The following is a 23485-nucleotide window of genomic DNA, read 5'->3' on the forward strand; positions in this document are numbered from 1 at the left end:
TCCCTACTCTGCCCCAGGGGTCCGGCCCGACCCGCACGGCCCCTGCCCGCGCGCGTGCGAGCATGCTCCGGTGCGTGAACTGAGTGAGTTGATCGAGGTAGAGGACCCGGCATGGCCGGTGCTCGGCGGGGAGCTGCGCGACGCGGCCGTGCCCGTCGAGCTGCTGGACGCCGACGAGGAGCGCGCGGCCGCCGCGCTGGTGCAGACGCAGGTGACCGTGCGGTCGTTCCTGGGGGCGTTCGTGCTGCACAGCGGCGGGGCGTTCGTCGACGACGGCTGGCTGCGGGTCTACGGCAGCCCGGCCGCCGACAACGACCGGCGGCTCCCCTCCATCGCGCGGGTCAACGGCTACCCGCCCGTGACGATCCCCGACTGGCGGCCCCAGGCCGGGCTCGTCGTGGCCCACGACGTCCTGGGCGGGGTGTTCGTCATCCAGGGCGGGCCCGCGGACCAGGTCGGGCTGCCCGGCCGGCCAGGAGAGATGGTCTACTTCGCCCCGGACTCGCTCCGATGGGACGCGCTGGGCGCCGGCTACGGGGCCTGGCTGTCGTGGATGCTCGCCGGAGGCACCGAGGAGTTCTACGAGGGGCTCCGCTGGCCCGGCTGGCGCGACGAGGTCCGCGAACTGGACGGCGACCGGGGGCTCACCCTCTACCCGCCACTGTGGTCCGCCGAGGCGCACCAGGACCTCGCGGCGACGAGCCGCAGCATCGTGGCGATGGCGGAACTCCTCGACTTCGCCCGGGAGACGAGCGTGCAGTTCGACGAGGCCGACCCCGGATTCCTGGGGACGGTGTGAGGGACACGGCCCTGCGGACCGAGCGGCTCGACCTCGAACCGCTCGCCGTCGCCCACGCGCAGGAGATGACCGGCGTCCTGGCCGACCCCGCCCTGCACACGTTCATCGGGGGCACCCCGCTGACCGCACCCGAACTGCACGCCCGCTACGAACGCCTGGCCGCCGGCTCGCCGGACCCCACGGTGACCTGGTGCAACTGGGTCGTACGGCTCCGCGCCGAGGACCGGCTCACCGGGACCGTCCAGGCGACGCTCACCGACGGCGGCCGGGTCGCGGAGATCGCGTGGGTCGTCGGCACGGCCTGGCAGGGCCGGGGGATCGCCCGCGAGGCGACCCGGGCCCTCGTCGGACTGCTCGCGGACGGCGGCGTACGAACGGTCCTCGCCCACGTCCACCCCGAACACACGGCCTCCGCCGCCGTCGCCCGCGCGGCGGGGCTCGCCCCGACGGAGGAGCGGGAGGACGGCGAGATCCGCTGGCGGCTGGACCTCCCCTAGGGGCCGGTCACAGGCCCGGCGACACCCCTAGGGGGCGCCGCCGCCCCACACCGTGCCGATCAGGGCCTCCGCCGCCCCCGGGTCGCCCGCCAGGCGGCCCGCCTCGCGGATCTGGTCGGCGTTCACGGCACCGGACTTGGCCATCTGGATGGCCTCATGGATGCCGTCGCCGTCGCCCTCGTCGTGCGCGAGTGTCGCGAGGAACCAGCGCACCGCGCGCACCGGGTCGGGTTCGGTGCCGTAGCCGTCGCGGTAGCAGCAGGCGGCGGCGTGCATCGCGCCCGGGTGGCCGCGGTCGGCCGACCAGAGGTACCAGGTCAGGGCTTCCTCGTCGCGGTCCAGTTCCGACAGGTGGTCGGCGAGCAGGGCGCCGGCGAGGGCGATGCCGTCCCGGGTGGCCGTCTCCAGGAGGTTCCGGGACTCGTCGGGGTCGTCGACGAGTTGGGCGAGGTTGACGCAGGCGTACGCGTCCCCGGCGTCGGCGGCCGCCCTGAACAGCTCGGCGGCGCGGTCGTGGTCCTCCTCGACGCCGATCCCTTCGAGCAGCATGTATCCGTACGTGCGCTGCCCGGCCGGGTGCCCGGCCCCGGCCGCCGCGCGGGCGTACCGCACGGCGTCGGGCAGGGCCGACTCGTCGAAGTACTCCAGGTAGATCCCGGCCAGCAGCGCGGCGGCCTCAGCCGACCCCGCGTCCGCCTCGGGGACGAGGCCGACCGTCACCTGCGTCGCCAGCTCGGCGCCCTCCGCGCTGCCCTCCATGGCGGCCCGCACGAACGCGTGCCCGGCGGCCACCCAGTCCCCGGCCTCGGCGGCCTTTCGTCCCTCGTCCAGATGCATGCCACGACCTTAAGGCCGGGGCCGGGAACGCCTGATGGCGGTCAGGCGCCACAGCAGGAGGCCCGTCAGCGCCGCCGCTCCCGCCGCCAGGCCCGCCCGCAGGCCTGGTGGGCGGAACGTGCAGTCCACGGTTCCGGACGGCGGTGCCGGGACGGCGAGGAGACCGCCGTACGAGCTCGTGCGGGTGTCCGCGCAGTGCCAGCCCGCGATGTGGGGGGTCGCTATGACCACCGTGCCCGAGGTCGCGGGGACCGTCGCGCTGATGCCGTCCGGTGTGGGGCTGATCGCCGTGGCCGGAGCCGTGCGGAGGGCGTTCACCGCCGACCGTAGCCGTGCGTGGTCCAGGCAGCCGACCTCGGCCTTCTTTCCGCCGGCCGGGACCTCCACCTTCGTGCCCGCCGTCCGCTGGACGCCCAGCGAGGTCATCGCGGCGCTGCGCTTCGGCCGGCCGCCCAGGAGGTCGGCCGTGCGGGGGCCCAGGCGGGCCCGGCCGCTCGCGTCCGGGGCCCAGAGGAAGACTTCGGTGCCGACCGGGCAGGCGCCCGCGCGGGGAGCCTCGTACACCCGGGCTCCCAGCAGGAGTTCCTGGTTGCGGAAGGGGGAGGGGCCGTAGGCCGGGGGCGGGCCCGGCGGGCGCAGCGTCACCAGCGGCAGGTACGTGTCCGTACGGCGGACCGAGCCGTCCCGCCAGCGCGCGCCCACCCCGAACACCGCGTCCGTCACCGGGTTGTCCAGGCTCAGCAGGTTCCGGCCCCGCGAGGTCCAGCCGCCGCCGAGCGCCGTCAGCGTCTCCGTGAGGACCGCCGGAGTGTGGCTGCTGTAGTACGCGGCGCCCTGACCGCCCAGGAGGAGGGGGTCGTTCCCGGCGAACCGGGGGAGGCCCGCGTCCGTGCGGTACGCGGGCCAGCCGTCGGCCGCCGCGAGGGCCGCCGCCCGCCGCTCCTCCTCCGGACCCAGGGGCGGGTAGTCGTCCAGGCGGGTCAGGCGCTCGTGGTCCGCGTACGCCGCCGTCGCCGCGGCCTGGCCGAGCAGCGTCCCCGTGACGAGGAGCGCGGCGAGGATCCCGTACCGGCCCCGGCGGGGCAGGAGCAGCGCGCCCGCCACCGCCGCGAGGCCCGCGCCCGCGAGCAGCAGCGCCCAGCGGGTGACGACCGGGCTCGGCAGCGCGCCCGCCGCGAGCGCCACGACCACGCCCGCGCCGCCGAGCAGCGCCCGTCGGTCAGGGAGGCCGTGGGAGACGGCCGTCCAGGCGGCCAGGACGAGGACGCCGGAGAGGACGAAGGTCTGGCGGTACGGGCTGCCGTTCGGGGTGGCGAAGACATGCCAGACGAGGTGGGTCGGGCCCCACTGCATGGACAGTGCGACCGCCGCGCACAGGCCCGTCCACAGCCACCGCTCGCGGCCCGGGACGTCCCGGCGGAAGAGCAGCGTCCCCGCGAGCAGCGGCACCGCCGTGCAGACGAAGGCCGCCGGGGTGGCGAAGCTGTACGTCGCCGGGAGCAGTCGGGCGAGCACGTCCGTACCCGCCGCCGGGTCGAACTCCCTGACCACGCCGGGGTACGCGTGACGGGAGCCGAGGAAGACGGGGACGAGGACGGGGGCCGCGAGGCCGATTCCGAGCGCCGTCGTCACCGCCGCCCGGAGGAGCGTCCGCAGCGTCCCGGCCCGGACGGCGTCCGTCGTCGCCAGGCGGACCAGGAGCACGAGGGCCGCGCCGAGCGTCGCCATGTACGCCGTGTAGAAGTTCGCCAGCCAGCAGACCGCCACCACCAGCGGCCCCAGGAGAGGCCTGCGGCCCTCCCGTACCCACTCGCCGACCAGGCAGAGCAGCGGGAAGGCGATCAGGCCGTCCAGCCACATCGGGTTGTACGTGCCCTCCGCGAGCGACCAGCCGCACAGCGCGTACGCGGCGCCGAGGACCGCCGCCCACCACCACGCTCCGGGACCGGTGCGGCGCAGCAGGAACGTCATCGCGGCCGCCGCGACCGCCGTCTTCAGGACGGTCACCGCGTACACCGCGTACTCGATGTCCGTACGGGGGAGGAGGGCGACCAGCGGGGCGAAGGGGCTCGACAGGTAGGTGCCGTAGTCCGGGAGGAAGCTCGTGCCCCAGCCCGCCCGCCAGTCGAGCAGCAGCCCGCCGTCCGCGCGGCCCCGCAGCAGGTCCCAGAGGTGCGCGTGGAACGGCACGAACTGGTTCGCGAGGTCGTTGACGGCCCGGTGGCGCGGCCCGAAGGGGAAGACGCGGGCGACGGCGTCCCCGGCGCAGACGGCGGCCGCCGCGAGGAGGGCCGCGAGGGACAGGGCGCGGGTGGTGTTCGGCATGACGGGTCGAATATGCCAGCGCCCGCCGGGGAAAGGCCCGGCCCGGCGGGCCAGTTCACGCGATGGTCGCCTGCCCGTCATCCCGGCGGACCGGCCGGGTCACCGGGCTCCGTTGTCGTGGTCCGCGTGCTGCTCTCGATCGTGGTCCCGTGCTTCAACGAGGACGACGTCCTCACCCGCTTCCATGCCCGCGTGACCGAGGAATTCTCCCGTCTCGACGGGGAGTTCGAGCTGGTCTACGTGGACGACGGGAGCCGGGACCGGACCCTCCCGCTCCTCCAGGAGCTCGCCGCCGCCGACCCCGGCCGCGTCCGCTACGTCTCCTTCAGCCGCAACTTCGGCAAGGAGGCCGCGATGCTCGCCGGGCTCCGGCACGCCGCCGGGGACGCCGTCGTCATCATGGACGCCGACCTCCAGCACCCGCCCGAGCTCGTGCACCGCATGGTCGCCCTGCACGCCGAGGGGTACGACCAGGTCGTCGCCCGCCGCACCCGCGAGGGCGACCGGGTCACCCGCACCCTGACCGCCCGCCTCTACTACCGGGCGATCAACCGGCTCGTGGACGTCGAGCTCGTCGACGGCGTCGGCGACTTCCGGCTGCTCTCCCGCCGTACCGTCGACGCCCTCCTCGGCCTCGGCGAGTACAACCGCTTCTCCAAGGGCCTCTTCGCCTGGGTCGGCTTCCGCACCACGACGTTCTCCTACGAGAACGCCGTGCGCGAGGAGGGCCGCTCCAAGTGGACCTTCGGCAAGCTCCTCAACTACGGGCTCGACGGGCTCCTCTCCTTCAACAACAAGCCGCTGCGGGCCGCCGTCTACCTCGGCCTGCTCCTCGTCTCCCTCGCCGGCGTCTACGCGGCCTGGATCGTCGCCGACGCCCTGGCCAACGGCGTCGACACACCCGGCTACGTCACGCTCCTCGTCGCCGTCACCGCGCTCGCCGGCGTCCAGATGGTGATGGTCGGCCTGATCGGCGAGTACGTCGGCCGCATCTACTACGAGGTGAAACGGCGCCCCCATTACCTGGTGCAGGAGACAGAGGCGGGGCAGGAGGAGAAGGAGATGCGGGCCGACACCCGGCGTGCCGGTGACTCGTTGTGGGAAACAGTCGCTCCGAAGTAGTGGCTACGGCCCCGGCGACTCCCTACCATCGATCACCGCAAGGTCGTTCAACTGACGCACGACCCGCCCGGGAGGCTCCTGTGCACCGCCGCGATCGCCGCATTGCTCTCTCCGTCTCCGCCGCGCTCCTCGCGGCGCCGTTGCTCACCGCCTGTGGGAGTGACGCCCATCCAGGAGCGGCGGCCGTCGTCGGCGGCGAGCGGATCGAGGTGTCCACCCTCCAGGCGCAGGTCAAGGACGTGCGGGCCGCGCAGGCCGCGTCCCCGCAGGCCGCCCAGCTCCTCGGGACCAGTGGTGACCTCAACCGCCGCAAGCTCAACGGCCTGATCTTCGACCGGGTCGTGAGCAAGGTCGCCGAGGACAACGGCGTCACCGCCACCCGCGCCGAGACGCAGGCGACCCGCGCCGCGTTCGTCCGCCAGAGCGGCGGCGAGGACCGGCTCGCGGCGGCCCTGCTCCAGGAGCAGGGCGTGGCGCCCGACCAGATCGACGACGTCGTCCGCCGCAACGTCCTCATGAACAAGATCGCCGCCAAGCTGGGGATCACCGAGACCCCCGAGGGCCAGAAGAAGCTGACCGACGTCTTCACCGCCGCCTCGAAGGACCTCGACATCGACGTGAACCCGCGCTTCGGCGCCTGGGACGACGCGCAGGTCCAGCTGGCCGCCGCTGCCAGCCCGTGGCTGCGGCAGATCAGCCAGGACCCGGGGGCGGTCGAGGCCGGCGCCTGAGCCCGGGTAGGTTCGAGGGGTGACATCTGAGAGCCCCGGCCGCATCGTCCTGCTGACCGCCAGCCACCGCGTGGCGCCCGGACTGCTGTCCTGGCCCGCGTGGCAGGCGCTGCACGCCGCGGACCGGGTGCTCTGTCCCGACGAGCACCACCCCCAGCTGCCGTACCTGACGGAGGCCGGCGTCGCCGTCGAGCACGTCCGGCCCACCGCCCAGGAGCTCGTCGAGGACTGCGCGGGCGGCCGGACGATCCTGCTGCTGCCCTCCGGCGAGGGCGACCGCGCCCTGACCGACGGGCTCGCCCGGCTCGCCGGCTCCGGCCGCGTCTCCATGCCCGACCTGGAGCTGCTCCCCGGCTCGTACGACCTGCCCGGGTCCCGCCTCCTCGACCTGGTGCAGGTCATGGACCGGATCCGGCGCGAGTGCCCCTGGGCCTCGCAGCAGACGCACAAGGGGCTCACCAAGTACGGCATCGAAGAGGCGTACGAGCTCGTCGAGGCGATCGAGGAGGGCGACCGCGAGGAGCTCCGCGAGGAGCTCGGGGATGTCCTGCTCCAGGTCGTCTTCCACTCCCGGATCGCCGAGGAGGACGAGGAGGAGCCGTTCTCCGTGGACGACGTCGCCGGGACGATCGTCGAGAAGCTGATCCGCCGGCACCCGCACGTCTTCGGGGACGCGACCGCCGAGACGCCGGAGGAGGTCAAGGCCCACTGGCTGCGGACCAAGGCCGTCGAGAAGCAGCGGGATTCCGTGACCGACGGCGTGCCGCTCGGCCAGCCGGGGCTCGCGCTCGCCGCGAAGCTCGCGGGCCGCGTGCGGACGGCGGGCCTGGACGTGTCCCTGCCGGAGGGCGAGGGCATCGGGTACGAGCTCCTCGGCCTCGCCGCACGGGCGGAGGCGGCCGGGGTGGACCCGGAGGCGGCGCTGCGGGCCGCGGCCCGGACGTACCGTGACGCGATCCGCGCGGCGGAGGGGCTGTGACGGAGCCGACGGAGCTCCGGCGGCCGGCCGCCGCCAAGCAGTGGATCCAGATGATCCCGATCGCCCTGTTCGCCACGGCGAAGGCGCTGGACGACGCTTCGGCTTGGTGGGTGCGGGCCCTGTGCGCGCTGTTCGCGCTGTGGGCAGTCACGGGGCTGGTACGGGTGGCCGTGTGGCGCCTGCGCGGGCGCGCCCGTGTCGTCGCCCGCTTCCGCCGGGCCTGAGCCCCGGACGTACGGCTCAGGACTCGCGCGGGGCGCGGGCCTCGGGGTCGTGCCAGTGGAGTTGGGGCGGGCCGAGGAGGCGCTCGGCCGCGGTGCTCGGGCGGACCGTGAAGCGGCCGACGGCCGGCAGCGTGTCGTGGTGGATCCGGTCCGGGTCGGTGCCGAGCTCCGTCAGGACCTCGACGACCTCCGTCAGGAAGCCGGGCGGTCCGGCGAGGTAGACCTCGTGCGCGGCCCACTGCTCGCAGGCCTGGAGCGCGTGGACGAGCCGCTCGGTCGCCTGGTCGCGCCGGCGGCCCGGGGCGGCGGTGATGTAGGTGACGTTCAGTCCGGGGAGACGTTCCTTCAGGGCCTCGGCGTCGGGCCGTCCGTACAGATGGTCCTTCGCGCGGGCCACGACGAAGAGCCGGCCCTCCAGCTCGGGCTCCTCCTCGGCGGCCTCCTCCAGGAGGGCCTTGACCGGGGCCCAGCCCGTACCCGCGCATATATAGGAGCGGAGTCCGGCCGCCGCGCGCGCGGTGAGGCCGCCGCCCGCGGCGCTCAGCCGCAGGACCTCGCCGGGGCCGGTCTCCCCGACGAGCGCCGTGCTCATCGCGCCGCCGGGGATCCGGCTCACATGGAGGTCGAGCGTGCCGTCCTCGCGGGGCGCGTTCGCGACGGAGTAGGTGCGCCAGACGCGCGGGACGCGCAGCGAGCTGACGCTGACGTACTGGCCGGGGACATAGGGGAAGGGCTGCCGGGGCCGCAGGGTCAGGACGGCCAGGCTGTCGCCGTACCGCTGGTGCCGGACGACGTCGGCGTCCCACCAGGCGGGCTCCCCGGCCCCGGCGGCCTCATCGGCGCCCGCCTGCATCAACTCGACCACGAGCCCGTACGCCTCGGTCCACGCCTTCTCCGCCTCGATGCTCCACGCGGAGCCCGCGGCATGGGCGAAGGCGCCGATCAGGCTCTCCCCGACGGCGGCGTAGAGCGCGGGCGAGGCCAGGAACTTGCGGTGGTCGCGGCCCAGGTGCCCCAGGTAGGCGGCGAGGGAGGGGTCCTCCAGGTGGGTCACCACGTGCGTCAGCGCGGCGAAGAGCCGGTCCCGCTGGGGGACCATGTCCTCGGGGAAGAGGGCACGCACACCGGGGTTGTTCCAGAACAGGTGCGAGTAGAAGAAGGTGACGGCGTGCTCGGCCCGTCTCTCGACGACCGCGAACGTGCTTCTGATCAGCTGGGGATCCACTGACACGAATCTAGGGCACGCCCGGGGCCTCTTGATCACATGTTCTCCACATACGTGCCCCCACGGGCCTCCCCGGGGCCTCCCTGTACGGTCGGACGGTGAGTACCAACCCCGCCCCCGAGCTCTTCACCTGGGAGTTCGCCAGCGATCCGTACCCCGCCTACGCCTGGCTGCGGGAGCACGCGCCCGTCCACCGGACGAAGCTGCCGAGCGGGGTCGAGGCCTGGCTCGTGACCCGGTACGCGGACGCCCGGCAGGCCCTCGCCGACCAGCGTCTCTCCAAGAACCCTGCGCACCACGACGAGTCCCCGCACGCGAAGGGCAAGACGGGCATCCCGGGCGAGCGCAAGGCCGAGCTGATGACGCATCTGCTCAACATCGACCCGCCCGACCACACCCGGCTGCGGCGGCTCGTGTCGAAGGCCTTCACGCCGCGCCGCGTCGCGGAGTTCGCGCCGCGCGTGCAGGAGCTGACCGACCGGCTCATGGACGAGTTCGTGGAGAAGGGGAGCGCCGACCTCATCCACGAGTTCGCCTTCCCGCTCCCCATCTACGCGATCTGCGACCTGCTCGGCGTGCCCCCGGAGGACCAGGACGACTTCCGGGACTGGGCCGGGATGATGATCCGGCACGGCGGGGGGCCGCGCGGCGGGGTCGCCCGGTCGGTGAAGAAGATGCGCGGCTACCTCGCGGAGCTGATCCACCGCAAGCGCGAGGAGCCCGGTGAGGACCTCATCTCGGGGCTCATCAGGGCCTCCGACCACGGCGAGCACCTCACCGAGAACGAGGCCGCCGCCATGGCCTTCATCATCCTCTTCGCCGGTTTCGAGACGACCGTGAACCTCATCGGCAACGGCGTCTACCAGCTGCTGCGCCACCCCGAGGAGCGGGAGCGGCTCCAGGCCTCGATCGCGGCGGGGGAGACGGGGCTCCTGGAGACGGGCGTCGAGGAGCTGCTGCGGTACGACGGGCCGGTGGAGATGGCGACCTGGCGGTACGCGACGCAGGCGCTGACGGTCGGCGGGCAGGAGATCCCGGCAGGCGATCCGGTGCTCGTCGTTCTCGCCGCCGCGAACCGGGACCCGGAGCGGTTCGCGGGCCCGGACGTGCTGGACCTCTCCCGGCGCGACAACCAGCACCTCGGGTACGGGCACGGCATCCACTACTGCCTCGGGGCGCCGCTCGCGCGGCTGGAGGGGCAGGCGGCGCTCGCCACCCTGCTGACTCGCCTGCCCGATCTGCGACTTGCGGCCGATCCGGCCGAACTGCGGTGGCGCGGAGGGCTCATCATGCGGGGATTGCGCACGCTACCGGTGGAATTCACCCCTTCCGTACGGGTGCGGTGAACTGACGGTCCGTCAAGACTGTGATCTTTACGTGATCGGGGGGCCATCGACTTGTGATGGGTGTTCGAATGCCGCTACGTTTCCCGGCAGTCTCAGCCGTCACGCGAAAGGCGTTCCTATGCGCTCCGGGAACGGACGACACCGTCGCCCCCGTCAAGCCCCCGCCATCGTCGTCGCCGCGGGTGTGACCGGCTCCGCCTTGGCGCTGCCGCTGCTCGCCACCGGCTCCGCATCCGCCGCCGACGCCGCGACCTGGGACCGGGTCGCCGAGTGCGAGTCCGGCGGCCAGTGGAGTGCCAACTTCGGCAACGGCATGTACGGCGGCCTCCAGTTCACCCAGGACAGCTGGGAGCGGAACGGCGGCCTCGCCTACGCCCCCAGCCCCGACCTGGCCAGCCGCGCCCAGCAGATCGCGATCGCCGACAAGGCGCTCGCCGCCGGCAGCACCGACTGGGCCACCTGCGCGCCCATCGCCGGCCTCACGAACGACGGCACGGCCACCGGGGTCAACCCCGGCCCGGCCACCACCCCCAAGGCGCCCACGGGGCCCGTGGCGGAGTCGAACCGGACCGCGGAGGTCCCGGCCACGCCCTCGGAGGCCGCCGCCACGAAGGGCGCGGGGAAGGCCACCGAGTCCACGGGCTCCACCGGATCCACGGGCTCCGCCGAGGCCGGTACGCCGTCGAAGGCCCCCGCCACGTCGGCCACGCCCGCCACCCCCGCCACGCCGGTCAGCCCGACCACTCCGGCGACGGGGGCCACCCCGGGCGGTACGACCGCTCCGGGCGGTTCCGGTACGCCGACGGGCCCCGGCGCGTCGACCGGTTCGGCCACGCCGGGCACCCCGGCCACGCCCGACACGTCCCTTACGCCCGTATCGCCCGGAACGTCGACGGGTGATGCCTCGTCGGCCAAGCCCGGCACCGGCAAGCACCGGGGCGAGGCGGCCCCGGAGGAAACCGGCAAGACGGACACTGCGGCTGATTCCGGTCGACACGCCTCATCGACGGACGAGCTGGCGGAAAGCTCGGTCGCCACGCCGACCGCTGACGAGGCGAAGGATTCGGGCACAACGGACAGTCAGGGCACTTCGGGCGCGTACACCGTGCGTCCCGGTGACAATCTGTCCGAGATCGCCCAGGAGAACGAACTCCCCGGCGGCTGGAACGCCCTCTACGACGCCAACCGCGGGGTCGTGGGCCTCGACCCGGACCTCATCGTCCCTGGTCAGAGCCTCGACCTGACGGTCGGTTCGGAGAAGAAGGCGGAAGCGGAAGCCGAGTAACCGGCGGTCGGGGGCCGAGTGGTTCGGGTGCGTATGTCCGGTTCTGGGCAAGTGAGACATGGGTCTCTTCGCCCCAACTGGCGTGTCACGTCCGCGAACTTTGCCCCCGTCACCTCCCACCTGCACAAACACCCCCCGCCGGAAGGCAAGTAGGGGCGTTATTTCCGCAATACGCCTCTTTGAACTTCCGGTGGGTCTGTGTCTACGGTCGTAACCGCTCGCCACCGCGGGCCCCGTCGACCGAAACGCCGAATCCTGCCGTCGGCCGATGGGAACAGTCGTCGCGCAAGCGCCGAAGGCAGGAGTGGGGGACCCAAGGTAAGTGCCGGTCCCGGCCGTTGAGAGACGGCCGACGAACGGCTTGGGGTGAAGCCGCGTGCTAGGACACGCGGCCGGGCAACTTTCCGGCCCGAACCCGACAGCTCACCTCACAGGCGTCGGTGAGGAGAATCTCCATGCTGTTTTCCGGTAAGGGCAAACACCGTCGTCCCTCCAAGGCCACCCAGGTCGCCACGCTCGTCGGCGTCACCGGTGTCGCCGTGGCCGCCCCGCTGATGACCGCGGGCACCGCCTCGGCCGCCACGGTCTCCGAGTGGGACACCGTCGCCGCGTGCGAGTCCGGCGGCAACTGGTCCATCAACACCGGCAACGGCTACTACGGCGGCCTGCAGTTCTCGGCCTCCACCTGGGCCGCGTACGGCGGCACCGCCTACGCCTCGACCGCCAACCAGGCGTCGAAGTCCCAGCAGATCGCCATCGCCGAGAAGGTCCTCGCGGGCCAGGGCAAGGGCGCTTGGCCGTCCTGTGGCGTGGGCCTCTCCAGCGCCTCCTACGACGGCGGCTCCGCCGAGAGCGCGCCGCAGCAGAGCACGCAGCAGCAGCCCCAGCAGTCGCAGCAGACCCAGCAGCCGCGCCAGGAGCGGAAGGCCGAGCAGCCGACCACCCGCAGCGAGCAGCGCCAGGCCCCGAAGAAGTCGACGCAGCAGCACGCCGCGCCGAAGGCCGCCACCAAGAAGACGGTCACCACCCCGACCGGCAAGGTGGTCAAGAAGGGCGACGGCGAGTACAAGGTCGTCGCCGGCGACACCCTCAGCAAGATCGCCCAGGCGCACGGCGTCAAGGGCGGCTGGGCCAAGCTCTTCGAGCTGAACAAGGACGTCGTCGAGAACGCCGACCTCATCTACGTGGGCCAGCAGCTCCACCTCAAGTGAGCCCGGCGGCTCGGGTGAGTCCGGCGGCTCACCCGACCCCGACGACCCTCCCGCGGTGACCACCCCGGTCCGGCGCACTCTCCCCCGTGCGCGCCGGACCGGGGTTCCGTGTGTCCGGCCCCCTCTTGTTCCGTGTCCGGACTCCTCTTATAGGGAGGACTCTGTGGCCCATGGGGAGGACTTCATGGTTACCGTCCAGTAGATCTGGGGTCCTTCGTCCCGAGATGCCTGCCCTTGGGTCCTTTTTCGTCCCAGGGGGCGGGCGCACGGCCGACCGGACCCCCTGAGCCGGTTAGGCTCTTGTCGCAAGGCCGAGCGACCCTGCACCGGCCATGCGTCACATCCAGCGTCACATCCCAAAAAGGAGATGCTCGTGCCGTCCATCGACGTCGTCGTAGCCCGGGAAATCCTGGACTCCCGAGGCAACCCCACGGTCGAGGTCGAGGTCGGCCTCGACGACGGCAGCACCGGCCGTGCTGCTGTTCCGTCCGGCGCCTCCACCGGTGCGTTCGAGGCCATCGAGCTTCGCGACGGTGACCCGAACCGCTACATGGGCAAGGGTGTCGAGAAGGCCGTCCTCGCCGTCATCGAGCAGATCGGCCCGGAGCTCGTCGGCTACGACGCCACCGAGCAGCGCCTGATCGACCAGGCCATGTTCGACCTGGACGCCACCGAGAACAAGGGCTCGCTCGGCGCCAACGCCATCCTCGGCGTCTCCCTCGCCGTCGCGCACGCCGCGTCCGAGGCCTCGGACCTCCCGCTCTTCCGCTACCTCGGCGGCCCGAACGCGCACCTGCTGCCCGTTCCGATGATGAACATCCTCAACGGTGGGTCGCACGCCGACTCCAACGTGGACATCCAGGAGTTCATGATCGCCCCGATCGGCGCGGAGTCCTTCTCCGAGGCCCTCCGCTGGGGTGCCGAGGTCTACCACACGCTCAAGAGCGTGCTGAAGCGCAAGGGCCTCTCCACCGGCCTCGGCGACGAGGGCGGCTTCGCCCCGAACCTCGAGTCGAACCGCGCCGCCCTCGACCTCATCGTCGAGGCCATCAAGGAGGCCGGCTACACCCCGGGCACCGACATCGCGCTCGCGCTCGACGTCGCCGCGTCCGAGTTCTACAAGGACGGCAAGTACGAGTTCGAGGGCAAGTCCCGCTCGGCCGCCGAGATGACCGAGTACTACGAGGAGCTCGTCTCCGCGTACCCGATGGTCTCCATCGAGGACCCGCTGTACGAGGACGACTGGGCCGGCTGGAAGGTCCTCACCGACAAGCTGGGCACCAAGGTCCAGATCGTCGGCGACGACCTCTTCGTCACCAACCCGGAGCGCCTCGCCCGCGGCATCGAGGAGGGCACCGCCAACGCCCTCCTGGTCAAGGTCAACCAGATCGGCTCGCTGACCGAGACCCTGGACGCCGTCGAGCTCGCCCAGCGCAACGGCTTCAAGTGCATGATGTCCCACCGCTCCGGCGAGACCGAGGATGTCACCATCGCCGACCTCGCCGTCGCGGTGAACTGCGGCCAGATCAAGACCGGCGCCCCGGCCCGCTCGGACCGCGTCGCCAAGTACAACCAGCTCCTGCGCATCGAGGAGATCCTCGACGACGCCGCGGTCTACGCCGGCCGCAGCGCGTTCCCGCGCTTCAAGGGCTGATCAGCTGATCACAGGCCGGGCTTCTCTCTGAAGCAGCCTCCGTACGTCCCCGCACTCGGTCCCGTACCGTGTGCGGGGACGTACGTATGAACAGGGGAGGCGACACGACATGGCCGCGAAGGACCGGGACCGGTTCTCGACCGCGACCCGGATCAGGCTGCTCGGCGAGCAGACCGCCGCCCGTGTCTACCGCTCCCAGAACCGCCGCCAGGCCCGCCGCTCCCGGCTCACCGGCCGCGCGGCCTTCCTCGCCCTCGTCGTCTGCTCCCTCGTCGTGGCCCTCGCCTACCCGATGCGGAGCTACGTCTCCCAGCAGGGCGAGATCGCCGACCAGGAGCGCAGGGCCGCCGAGGCCGCACGCCGGGTCGAGGAACTGCGGGACGAGAAGGCCCGCCTCCAGGACCCGGCCTACGTCCGTCGGCTCGCCCGCGAGCACCTGCACTACGTGCTGCCCGGCGAGACCGGCTTCACCGTGAACGACCCCGACGCGGAGCAGCGGCCCCGCGCCGACCAGGGAGCGGCGGAACGCCCCTGGTACGACAACCTCTGGGACGGCGTCGACCACGCCGACCGTCCCTGACCCCTCCTCCGCGACACACGAGCAAGGCAACCGAAAAAACATGGACACGCCCCCTCCGCAGACCGAACGCACCGAGCCCACCGAGAAGGACATCGCCGCCTTCGAGCTCCAGCTCGGCCGGCCGCCCCGCGGCCTGCGCGCCATCGCGCACCGCTGCCCGTGCGGCAACCCGGACGTCGTCGAGACCGCGCCCCGGCTCCCCGACGGCACGCCGTTCCCGACGACGTACTACCTGACCTGCCCCCGCGCGGCCTCCGCCATCGGCACCCTGGAGGCCAACGGGGTCATGAAGGAGATGCAGGCCCGGCTCGCCACCGACCCGGAGCTCGCCGCCGCCTACCGGGCAGCGCACGAGGACTACATCGCCCGCCGCGACGCGATCGAGGTCCTGGAGGGCTTCCCGAGCGCCGGCGGCATGCCGGACCGCGTGAAGTGCCTGCACGTCCTCGTCGGCCACTCGCTGGCCGCCGGTCCGGGTGTGAACCCGTTCGGCGACGAGGCGCTCGCGATGCTGCCGGAGTGGTGGGCGAAGGGCGCGTGCGTCACGCCGTGCGCCGACAAGGAAGCCAAGGAAGCCAAGGAAGAGGAGAAGGGCGAGTGACCCGGGTCGCCGGAATCGACTGCGGTACGAACTCCATCCGCCTCCTCGTCGCCGACGTCCACCCGGAGACGGGCGACCTCGTCGAGCTGGACCGGCGGATGACGATCGTCCGGCTCGGCCAGGGCGTCGACAAGACGGGCCGGCTCGCGCCCGAGGCGCTGGAGCGGACCTTCGCGGCCTGCCGCGCGTACGCCGAGGTCATCAAGGAGCTGGGCGCCGAGAGGCTCCGCTTCGTCGCCACCTCCGCCTCGCGCGACGCCGAGAACCGCGACGAGTTCGTGAACGGGGTCGTGGAGATCCTGGGCGTGGAGCCCGAGGTCATCACCGGCGACCAGGAGGCCGCCTTCTCCTTCACCGGCGCCACCGGCGAGCTCCACGGCGACGACCGCCGTCTCGTCGTGGACATCGGCGGCGGCTCGACCGAGTTCGTCACCGGCAACAAGCACGTCGAGGCCGCTCGCTCCGTCGACATCGGCTGCGTCCGGCTGACCGAGCGGCACGTCCGCCACGACCCGCCGACGGCCGAGGAGGTCGCCGCGATCCGCGCCGACGTCCGGGCCGCGCTCGACCTGGCGGCCGAGACCGTTCCGATCGGCTCGGCGGACACCCTCGTCGGCCTCGCCGGCTCGGTCACCACGGTCGCCGCGATCGCCCTCGGCCTCACCGAGTACGACTCCGGGAAGATCCACCACTCCCGGATCTCCGCCGCCCGGGTCGCCGAGGTCACCGACCGCCTCCTCGCCTCCACCCACGACGAGCGGGCCGCGATCCCCGTCATCCACCCGGGCCGGGTCGACGTGATCATCGCCGGGGCGCTCGTCCTGAGGGAGATCGTGGAGCGCGTCGGGGCGAGTGAGGTCGTCGTCAGCGAGCACGACATCCTCGATGGGATCGCCCTATCCGTGGCATAGCGGGCATCTATCGAGCGTCCTGACGACATGCCGTCGGGAAAGTTCGTGAAGTTCTTCACAAGGAAAAGGGCCCTGATGGCGTCCGAGAGGGGTTCGAAGGGGGTCTTTGGGCCCTCCGAGGGGCGTCTCAGGGCCCTTTCGCAGGCGTGGAGGCCTCTTCGCTCGTTGTTTCCATCGTGTGAATGCACCCGGTGGTTCAGCGTTAACGAGGCCTCTCCAGGCCAGTTCACGAGGGGTGAACAACGTTCGCCGTTGCACCCCGGTTCCTTTGCAGCGCCATGACATGGATCACGTGGGCGGCGGAGTGTAGCAGAGGTGCGCGAGGACCTTGTGAAGGGGCGCACGAGCAACCCCCCAGGGCTGGGTGGATACTCGATCCCATGAGCACCACGGAGCGTCCCAGGATCCTCGTAGTAGGCGGCGGGTACGTAGGCCTGTACGCAGCTCGGCGCATCCTCAAGAAGATGCGCTACGCGGAGGCGACCGTCACGGTCGTCGACCCGCGGTCGTACATGACCTACCAGCCCTTCCTGCCCGAAGCCGCCGCCGGCAGCATCTCGCCGAGGCACGTCGTCGTCCCGCTGCGACGCGTCCTCCCCAAGGCCGAGGTGCTCACCGGTCGGGTCACCACCATCGACCAGGACCGCAAGGTCGCCGTCGTCGCGCCGCTCGTCGGTGAGGCGTACGAGCTGCCCTTCGACTACCTCGTCATCGCGATGGGCGCGGTCTCCCGCACCTTCCCGATCCCCGGCCTCGCCGAGCAGGGCATCGGCATGAAGGGCATCGAGGAGGCCATCGGCCTGCGCAACCACGTCCTCGAGCAGCTCGACAAGGCCGACTCGACCACCGACGAGGAGGTCCGCCGCAAGGCGCTGACCTTCGTCTTCGTGGGCGGCGGCTTCGCCGGCGCGGAGACCATCGGCGAGGTCGAGGACCTGGCCCGTGACGCGTCGAAGTACTACCAGAACGTCAAGCGCGAGGACATGCGCTTCGTCCTGGTCGACGCGGCCGACAAGATCCTCCCCGAGGTGGGTCCCAAGCTCGGTCAGTACGGCAAGGAGCACCTCGAGGGCCGAGGCATCGAGATCTACCTCGAGACCTCGATGGACTCCTGCGTCGACGGCCACGTCGTGCTGAAGAACGGCCTTGAGGTCGACTCCAACACGATCGTGTGGACCGCCGGCGTCAAGCCGAACCCGGCGCTCTCCCGCTTCGGTCTGCCGCTCGGCCCCCGCGGCCACGTGGACTGCAACGAGAAGCTCCAGATCAACGGTCTCGACTACGCGTGGGCCGCGGGCGACAACGCCCAGGTGCCGGACATGGTCGGCCGCAAGGCCGGCAACCCGAACGCCTGGTGCCCGCCGAACGCCCAGCACGCGCTGCGTCAGGCGAAGGTCCTCGGCGACAACGTGGTGGCCGGCATGCGCGGCTTCCCGCAGGCCGAGTACAGCCACGCCAACAAGGGCGCCGTGGCCGGCCTCGGCCTCCACAAGGGCGTCGCGATGATCGTCATGGGCAAGGTGAAGATCAAGCTCAAGGGCCGTCTCGCCTGGTACATGCACCGCGGCTACCACGGCATGGCCATGCCGACCTGGAACCGCAAGATCCGCGTCTTCGCGGACTGGACCCTCGCCATGTTCCTCAAGCGCGAGGTCGTCTCGCTCGGCGCCATCGAGACGCCGCGCGAGGAGTTCTACGAGGCCGCCAAGCCCGCCCCCGCCCCGGCCGCGCCGGCGCAGGAGAAGGCCAAGGCCTCCTAAGGCACCGCAGTAACGCAACACCCCCGCAAGGGCCGTCCGCCATCCGTGGTGCGGACGGCCCTTCGCGTGTTTTGCCGACTCGTTGCGCTGCGCCGGGATGGGAAACCCCTACACAGGGTGTTCCCTTGGTGACGAGCATTTCTGGGGCACGAGATCACGGAGGTGTTGCATCATGGCCGACGCCGCGTCGCGGCTGACGACTCTCGCCGAGGAGCTCATCGGAGGACCGCTCCCGGTACGGCTGCGGGCCTGGGACGGCAGCGAGGCCGGCCCCGCGGGAGCCCCCGTCCTGATCGTCCGCGACCGCCGCGCCCTGCGGAGGATGATCTGGAAGCCCGGCGAACTGGGCCTGGCCCGCGCCTGGGTGGCCGGGGAGCTCGACGTCGAGGGGGACCTGTACGAGGTCCTGGACCGGATCTCGGGCCTCCTCTGGGAGCGCCCCGAGGACCACAGGAGCCGTCTCACGGCCGCACGCGACTCCGTACGGGACCCGAAGCTCCGCGCCGCCGCCCGGGCCCTGCTGCGGCTCGCCGGGCCCCTGCCGCCCCCGCCGCCGCCCGCCGAGGAGATGCGCGGCCGCCGCGGCCACAGCCACAGCAGGCGCCGCGACAAGCAGGCGATCAGTCACCACTACGACGTGGGCAACGACTTCTACGAGATCGTCCTCGGCCCGTCCATGGTCTACTCCTGCGCCTACTGGACGGAGGACGGGACCCTGGAGGACGCCCAGCGCGACAAGCTGGACCTCATCGCCCGCAAGCTGGACCTCAAGGAGGGCGACCGGCTCCTCGACGTGGGGTGCGGCTGGGGCTCCATGGCCCTGCACGCCGCCCGCGAGTACGGCGCCCGGGTCGTCGGCGTCACCCTCTCCCGCGAGCAGGCCGCGTACGCCCGCAAGCGCGTCGCCGACGAGGGCCTCACCGACCTCGTGGAGATCCGCGTCCAGGACTACCGGGACGTCGCCGACGGCCCGTACGACGCGATCTCGTCGATCGGCATGGCCGAGCACGTCGGGGCCGTGAAGTACCGGGAGTACGCCGACACCCTGTACGGGCTCCTCAAGCCCGGCGGACGGCTCCTCAACCACCAGATCTCCCGCCGCCCCGAGCCCGACGAGGAGGCCTACGAGGTCGACCCCTTCATCGACGCGTACGTCTTCCCCGACGGCGAACTCGCCCCCATGGGCCGGACGCTGTCCACTCTGGAGGACGCCGGCTTCGAGGTCCGCGACGTCGAGGCGCTCCGCGAGCACTACGCGCTGACGCTGCGCCGGTGGGTGGCGAACCTGGAGCGGGAGTGGGACCGGGCCGTCCGGCTCACCTCGCCCGGCCGGGCCAGGATCTGGCGGCTCTACATGGCGGCCTCGGCCGTCTCCTTCGAGCGCAACCGGATCGGCGTGAACCAGTTCCTCGCCGTGAAGACCCCGCTGTCGGGGAAGAGCGGGACGGCGCTGCGGCCGCGCGTCTGGAACGAGAAGACGGCCTGACACACGCCGAAGGGCCGGTCTCCCCGGGTGGGGAGACCGGCCCTCCGGCCGTGCGCTTCCGCTACTCGGCCTTGATGGCCGACAGCATGTTCAGCTTCGCCGCGCTCCGGGCCGGCCACAGGGAGGCGAGGACGCCGACCAGGGCGGCCAGGATCAGGAAGATCCCGATCCGGTCCCAGGGCAGGACCAGGGCGTAGCCCGGGATCTGCTCCTTGATGGTCTCGCCGATCGCCCAGCCGAGGAACGAGCCGAGGCCGATGCCGACGACCGCGCCGAACACCGAGATGACCACGGCCTCCAGACGGACCATCCGCTTGACCCGGCGCCGGTCGAGGCCGATCGCCCGCAGCATGCCGATCTCCTGCTGGCGCTCGAAGACGGACATCGCGAGGGTGTTGACGACGCCGAGGACCGCGATGATCAGGGCCATGCCGAGCAGGCCGTACATGATGTTGAGGAGCAGGTTGATCGGGCCGCCGAAGGAGTCACGGATGCCCTTGTGGTCCATCACCGTGATGTCGGGGTTGTCGCCCATGGCCTTGGCCAGGGCCCGCTCGTTGGCCGCGCTCGCGCCGCCCTCGGTGGAGACGAAGATCTGACGGATCTCCGCCCGCTCCTCGTGCGCGGTGACCAGCTTGTGGTCGATGAGGACCGGGGAGAGGAACTCGTTGGGCTCGAAGACCGCGCCGACGGTCAGCTTGGCCTTCTGCTTGTCGAGGTACTCGACGGGGACGGTGTCGCCGACCTTCAGGCCGCGCTTCGTGGCGGTCTTCTCGTCGACGGCGATCCCGCCCTTGCCGAGGGAGGACAGCGAGCCGTCCACGACGGTGAGCTTGAGGACCTTCTCGACGTCGCCGGGGGTGACGCCGGAGGCCGAGACGTACGAGCCCTTGATGTCGAGCGCGCCCGCCTGCTGCGGGGAGATCGCGGTGACGCCCGGAGCCTTCTCCAGGGCGGTCAGCGCCTCCTGGCTGAGGCTGTTGCCGCTGGCCATCGAGACCATGTAGTCGGCCTTGACCTGGTCGGTCGTCGCCTTGTCCAGGGCCGTGCCGACGGTCGCGCCGAGCACCGAGAGGCCGGTGACGAGGGTCAGGCCGATGGCGAGCGCGGAGGCGGTGGCGCCGGTGCGGCGCGGGTTGCGGACCGCGTTGAGGCCGGCGAGCTTGCCGGAGACCCCGAAGACGTTCACGAAGAGCGGGCGGATCACGGCGATCACGGGCCGGGACAGGAACGGGATCAGCACGATCACGCCCATGAGGGTGAGGAACGCGCCGCCCGCGATGAACATCCGGCCCTCGTCGCCGCCCTGGCCGGCGCCGAGCACGATCAGGACCGCGCCGAGCGCGGTGAGCGCGGCGCCGATGGAGTTCCGTACGACGAGCGACTTGGTGCTCGCGGTGGCGTGGACGCTGCTCATGGCGGCGACCGGCGGGATCTTCGCGGCGCGGCGGCCGGGCAGCCAGGCGGCGAGCATCGTGATCAGGACGCCGACGGCGAAGGCGCTGACGGCGGGGGTGGCGGTGAGGACCAGATCGCCGCCGGGGACCTTCATCTCGAAGGCGCTCATGGCGGAGCGGAGGCCGACGGCCAGGCCGATGCCGAGCACGTAGCCGACCGCGGAGGCGACCAGGCCGACCAGACCGGCCTCGGCGAGGACGGAGCGGGTGATCTGCTTGCGCGAGGCGCCGACGGCGCGCATCAGCGCCAGTTCCTTGGTGCGCTGGGCGACCAGCATGGTGAAGGTGTTGGAGATCAGGAAGATCCCGACGAAGAGCGCGATGCCCGCGAAGCCGAGGAGCACCTGGTTGAGCGCGCCGAGGCCGGCCTCGATGTCCTTGGCCTGCTGCTCGGCGAGGGCCTCGCCGGTCTGCGCGGTGGCGGACTTCGGGACGACCTTGAGGACCTCGTCGAGGAGCTTGTCGGCGTTCGTGCCGGGCGCGGCGGTGACGGTCAGGCTCCGGTAGAACCCGGGCTTCAGGTAGAGCTGCTGCGCGACGGAGGAGTCGAAGACGACGAGGCTGCCGCCGGCGTTGACGGCGCCGTCCTCGGTGGTGAAGACGCCGGAGAGCTCGTACTCCTTCACCGGTCCCGTGGTCGCGACGCGGACGGTGTCGCCGACCTTGTAGCCGCCCTTGTCCGCGGTGTCCTTGTCGAGCGCGACCTGCTCGTCGCGGACCGGTCCCGTACCCGTGGCGAAGGTGTACGCGCGGTCCTTGCCGTCCTTGCCGGGCGCGAAGTTGGTGCCCTTGTTGGACCAGCCGACGCCGATCAGCTTGCCGTTCCTGTCGGGCACACCGGCGAAGCCGTCGACGCGGGGGGTGACGGAGGCGACCCCGTCGAGCCCGGCGACCTTGTCGACGTCCTTCTGGGAGAGGCCGGGGGCCTTCCGGGCCTGCTCGGCGTTCGGGTACATCTCGACGGCGACGGCGACGTCGTCGTAGCTCTTGGCCGACTGGTTGCGGAAGGCCTGGCCGAGGGTGTCGGTGAAGACGAGGGTGCCGGAGACGAAGGCCACGCCGAGCATTACGGCGAGGACGGTCATCAGCAGTCTCGCCTTGTGCGCGAGGACGTTGCGCAGGGCGGTACGGAACATGGGTGTGTCCTGGAGGAAGAGGGACGGCAGGGGGCTGGGCTGCGCTACGGCGTCAGCTCGTACGGCCCTTGGCGTCGAAGGCCTTCATGCGGTCGAGCACCCCGTCGGCCGTCGGGTTGAGCATCTCGTCGACGATGCGGCCGTCGGCGAGGAAGATCACGCGGTCCGCGTAGGAGGCGGCGACCGGGTCGTGGGTGACCATGACGACGGTCTGGCCGAGCTCGCGCACGGAGTTGCGGAGGAAGCCGAGGACCTCGGCGCCGGAGCGCGAGTCCAGGTTTCCGGTCGGCTCGTCGCCGAAGATGATCTCGGGGCGGGAGGCGAGGGCGCGGGCCACGGCCACGCGCTGCTGCTGGCCGCCGGAGAGCTCGGTCGGACGGTGGCTGAGCCGGGCGGAGAGGCCGAGCATGTCGATGACCTGCTGGACCCACTGCTTGTCGGCCTTGCGGCCGGCGATGTCCATCGGCAGCGTGATGTTCTCCAGGGCCGTCAGGGTCGGCAGCAGGTTGAAGGCCTGGAAGATGAAGCCGATCTTGTCCCGGCGCAGCTGCGTGAGCTGCTTGTCCTTGAGGGTGGAGAGCTCGGTCTCGCCGATCCGCACGGAGCCGGAGGAGAAGGAGTCCAGGCCGGCGACGCAGTGCATCAGGGTCGACTTGCCGGAGCCGGAGGGGCCCATGATCGCGGTGAACTCGCCCTGCCGGAAGTCGACGGTGACGTGGTCGAGGGCGACCACCTGGGTCTCGCCGTGGCCGTAGACCTTCGAGAGATCCGTGGCGCGGGCGGCCACCGCGGTGGCGCGGGACACGGTGGGGGTGGTGGTCACGAGGAGGACTCCTGTCACTGCGGGGCTGCTGCGGGAACCCCTCCATCGTGTCGAGCGTTCCGCCCCGGGACGTCCGTCCACGTGCCCGTTCTCGGGGCAGCCTCGAGTCGGACCGGAGCCCTCGATCCTCCTCCTGAGGTATGACGGCGTCCCTGAGAGGCGGCTTCGCGCCGAGGTGACAGACCTGCGACGACTTTTCGTCATTCCGGTGGGCTCGGCTTTGCGCCTGCGACCCCGGTCACAGTTCGCCGAAAAGGCTCTCACCTGCACTGACGCACCCTCAGGCGTCAATAAAATAAGACAACATCGGGCCGATGTTCCGCTGAACGAGGGATAGGGCCCCGATAGGCTCCTGTGCCAACGCGGAGCTTCGCGCAACGCCCGGATGGTGGAATACGCAGACACGGCGAGCTTAAACCTCGCTGGCCCTCGGGCCGTGCCGGTTCAAGTCCGGCTCCGGGCACCGACCCGGGCCGCAGGCGAGTGCCTGGGGCCC

General features: G+C 71.8%; 20 protein-coding genes, 1 tRNA gene and 1 riboswitch. Of the genes, 16 read left to right on the top strand and 5 right to left on the bottom strand.

All coding sequences use genetic code 11. The annotated features are described in order from the left end of the window. Positions 1 to 70: 70 nt before the first annotated feature. Positions 71 to 799, top strand: coding sequence for a DUF2625 domain-containing protein (locus ASC82_RS30070; RefSeq protein WP_056649292.1), 729 nt, complete (start codon positions 71 to 73; stop codon positions 797 to 799). Further along, a complete protein-coding gene (locus ASC82_RS30075; RefSeq protein ID WP_056649295.1) occupies positions 796 to 1296 on the top strand; it encodes a GNAT family N-acetyltransferase in 501 nt (166 codons plus the stop codon). The genes ASC82_RS30070 and ASC82_RS30075 overlap by 4 nt, the downstream gene beginning before the upstream one ends. 27 nt (positions 1297 to 1323) lie before the next feature. Here ASC82_RS30075 and ASC82_RS19200 read toward each other — a convergent pair whose 3' ends face one another. Both ASC82_RS19200 and ASC82_RS19205 read right to left on the bottom strand, forming a co-directional pair. Continuing rightward, entirely contained in the window at positions 1324 to 2133 is an 810-nt protein-coding gene (locus tag ASC82_RS19200; RefSeq protein WP_056649297.1) for an SEL1-like repeat protein, read from the bottom strand. Positions 2134 to 2142: 9 nt separating this feature from the next. After that, positions 2143 to 4458, bottom strand: coding sequence for a YfhO family protein (locus ASC82_RS19205; protein WP_056649300.1), 2316 nt, complete (start codon positions 4456 to 4458; stop codon positions 2143 to 2145). A 126-nt stretch (positions 4459 to 4584) separates the two neighbouring features. On the opposite strand from ASC82_RS19205, the gene ASC82_RS19210 reads away from it, so the two are divergent. From ASC82_RS19210 to ASC82_RS19225, 4 genes are all read left to right on the top strand, one after another. Beyond that, positions 4585 to 5580 carry a glycosyltransferase family 2 protein gene (locus ASC82_RS19210; RefSeq protein ID WP_056649649.1) on the top strand — a complete coding sequence of 332 codons (996 nt, stop codon included), beginning with the start codon at positions 4585 to 4587 and terminating at the stop codon, positions 5578 to 5580. A gap of 80 nt (positions 5581 to 5660) precedes the next feature. Then, complete coding sequence (locus ASC82_RS19215) at positions 5661 to 6311, top strand: SurA N-terminal domain-containing protein (protein WP_056649302.1); 651 nt, start codon at positions 5661 to 5663, stop codon at positions 6309 to 6311. A 19-nt stretch (positions 6312 to 6330) separates the two neighbouring features. Beyond that, a complete protein-coding gene (locus ASC82_RS19220; protein WP_056649307.1) occupies positions 6331 to 7290 on the top strand; it encodes a nucleoside triphosphate pyrophosphohydrolase in 960 nt (319 codons plus the stop codon). Beyond that, complete coding sequence (locus ASC82_RS19225; protein ID WP_056649309.1) at positions 7287 to 7514, top strand: hypothetical protein; 228 nt, start codon at positions 7287 to 7289, stop codon at positions 7512 to 7514. The genes ASC82_RS19220 and ASC82_RS19225 overlap by 4 nt, the downstream gene beginning before the upstream one ends. Before the next feature lie 16 nt (positions 7515 to 7530). Here ASC82_RS19225 and ASC82_RS19230 read toward each other — a convergent pair whose 3' ends face one another. Then, positions 7531 to 8739 (bottom strand): globin domain-containing protein, encoded by a 1209-nt coding sequence (locus ASC82_RS19230; protein WP_056649312.1) that lies wholly within the window; start codon positions 8737 to 8739, stop codon positions 7531 to 7533. 98 nt (positions 8740 to 8837) lie between these two features. Between ASC82_RS19230 and ASC82_RS19235 the strand changes: the two genes are divergently transcribed. From ASC82_RS19235 to ASC82_RS19275, 9 genes are all read left to right on the top strand, one after another. Beyond that, positions 8838 to 10085: a cytochrome P450 gene (locus ASC82_RS19235; RefSeq protein WP_242427707.1), complete on the top strand. Its 1248-nt coding sequence runs from the start codon at positions 8838 to 8840 to the stop codon at positions 10083 to 10085. A 184-nt stretch (positions 10086 to 10269) separates the two neighbouring features. Further along, positions 10270 to 11370, top strand: a complete 1101-nt coding sequence (locus tag ASC82_RS19240) for a transglycosylase family protein (protein ID WP_347336084.1) — start codon at positions 10270 to 10272, stop codon at positions 11368 to 11370. Positions 11371 to 11650: 280 nt separating this feature from the next. Further along, positions 11651 to 11822: riboswitch (cyclic di-AMP (ydaO/yuaA leader) on the top strand. A gap of 3 nt (positions 11823 to 11825) precedes the next feature. Then, positions 11826 to 12581 carry a transglycosylase family protein gene (locus tag ASC82_RS19245; protein WP_056649320.1) on the top strand — a complete coding sequence of 252 codons (756 nt, stop codon included), beginning with the start codon at positions 11826 to 11828 and terminating at the stop codon, positions 12579 to 12581. A 367-nt stretch (positions 12582 to 12948) separates the two neighbouring features. Beyond that, positions 12949 to 14235, top strand: a complete 1287-nt coding sequence (eno, locus tag ASC82_RS19250; protein ID WP_056649323.1) for a phosphopyruvate hydratase — start codon at positions 12949 to 12951, stop codon at positions 14233 to 14235. A 109-nt stretch (positions 14236 to 14344) separates the two neighbouring features. Continuing rightward, the gene (locus ASC82_RS19255; protein WP_056649326.1) at positions 14345 to 14815 is read left to right on the top strand and encodes a septum formation initiator family protein; all 471 of its coding nucleotides are present in this window, start codon (positions 14345 to 14347) and stop codon (positions 14813 to 14815) included. A gap of 40 nt (positions 14816 to 14855) precedes the next feature. Continuing rightward, on the top strand, positions 14856 to 15416 hold the full coding sequence (locus ASC82_RS19260; RefSeq protein WP_056649329.1) for a DUF501 domain-containing protein: 561 nt from the start codon (positions 14856 to 14858) through the stop codon (positions 15414 to 15416). Beyond that, a complete protein-coding gene (locus tag ASC82_RS19265) occupies positions 15413 to 16327 on the top strand; it encodes a Ppx/GppA phosphatase family protein (protein WP_056649332.1) in 915 nt (304 codons plus the stop codon). The genes ASC82_RS19260 and ASC82_RS19265 overlap by 4 nt, the downstream gene beginning before the upstream one ends. Positions 16328 to 16707: 380 nt before the next feature. After that, positions 16708 to 18087 (top strand): NAD(P)/FAD-dependent oxidoreductase, encoded by a 1380-nt coding sequence (locus ASC82_RS19270; RefSeq protein ID WP_024757836.1) that lies wholly within the window; start codon positions 16708 to 16710, stop codon positions 18085 to 18087. Positions 18088 to 18259: 172 nt separating this feature from the next. Continuing rightward, entirely contained in the window at positions 18260 to 19573 is a 1314-nt protein-coding gene (locus ASC82_RS19275) for a cyclopropane-fatty-acyl-phospholipid synthase family protein (protein ID WP_056649336.1), read from the top strand. 61 nt (positions 19574 to 19634) lie between these two features. Here ASC82_RS19275 and ASC82_RS19280 read toward each other — a convergent pair whose 3' ends face one another. Together ASC82_RS19280 and ASC82_RS19285 are read right to left on the bottom strand one after the other, a co-directional pair. Then, positions 19635 to 22166 (bottom strand): ABC transporter permease, encoded by a 2532-nt coding sequence (locus ASC82_RS19280; RefSeq protein WP_056649339.1) that lies wholly within the window; start codon positions 22164 to 22166, stop codon positions 19635 to 19637. 52 nt (positions 22167 to 22218) lie between these two features. Next, positions 22219 to 22989: an ABC transporter ATP-binding protein gene (locus tag ASC82_RS19285; RefSeq protein ID WP_024757839.1), complete on the bottom strand. Its 771-nt coding sequence runs from the start codon at positions 22987 to 22989 to the stop codon at positions 22219 to 22221. 379 nt (positions 22990 to 23368) lie between these two features. Here ASC82_RS19285 and ASC82_RS19290 point away from each other — a divergent pair. Then, a tRNA-Leu gene (locus ASC82_RS19290) sits at positions 23369 to 23452 on the top strand. Positions 23453 to 23485 lie beyond the last annotated feature (33 nt).

The organism is Streptomyces sp. Root431 (genome assembly GCF_001426585.1).
In the GTDB taxonomy this organism is placed as follows: domain Bacteria; phylum Actinomycetota; class Actinomycetes; order Streptomycetales; family Streptomycetaceae; genus Streptomyces; species Streptomyces stackebrandtii.

What these genes read in the sequence shown, in the direction of transcription:
- ASC82_RS19200 (WP_056649297.1), bottom strand. Translation starts at nt 2,133, where the DNA reads ATGCATCTGGACGAGGGACGAAAGGCCGCCGAGGCCGGGGACTGGGTG.
- ASC82_RS19205 (WP_056649300.1), bottom strand. Translation starts at nt 4,458, where the DNA reads ATGCCGAACACCACCCGCGCCCTGTCCCTCGCGGCCCTCCTCGCGGCG.
- ASC82_RS19245 (WP_056649320.1), top strand. Translation starts at nt 11,826, where the DNA reads ATGCTGTTTTCCGGTAAGGGCAAACACCGTCGTCCCTCCAAGGCCACC.
- eno (WP_056649323.1), top strand. Translation starts at nt 12,949, where the DNA reads ATGCTCGTGCCGTCCATCGACGTCGTCGTAGCCCGGGAAATCCTGGAC.
- ASC82_RS19255 (WP_056649326.1), top strand. Translation starts at nt 14,345, where the DNA reads ATGGCCGCGAAGGACCGGGACCGGTTCTCGACCGCGACCCGGATCAGG.
- ASC82_RS19260 (WP_056649329.1), top strand. Translation starts at nt 14,856, where the DNA reads ATGGACACGCCCCCTCCGCAGACCGAACGCACCGAGCCCACCGAGAAG.
- ASC82_RS19270 (WP_024757836.1), top strand. Translation starts at nt 16,708, where the DNA reads ATGAGCACCACGGAGCGTCCCAGGATCCTCGTAGTAGGCGGCGGGTAC.
- ASC82_RS19275 (WP_056649336.1), top strand. Translation starts at nt 18,260, where the DNA reads ATGGCCGACGCCGCGTCGCGGCTGACGACTCTCGCCGAGGAGCTCATC.
- ASC82_RS19280 (WP_056649339.1), bottom strand. Translation starts at nt 22,166, where the DNA reads ATGTTCCGTACCGCCCTGCGCAACGTCCTCGCGCACAAGGCGAGACTG.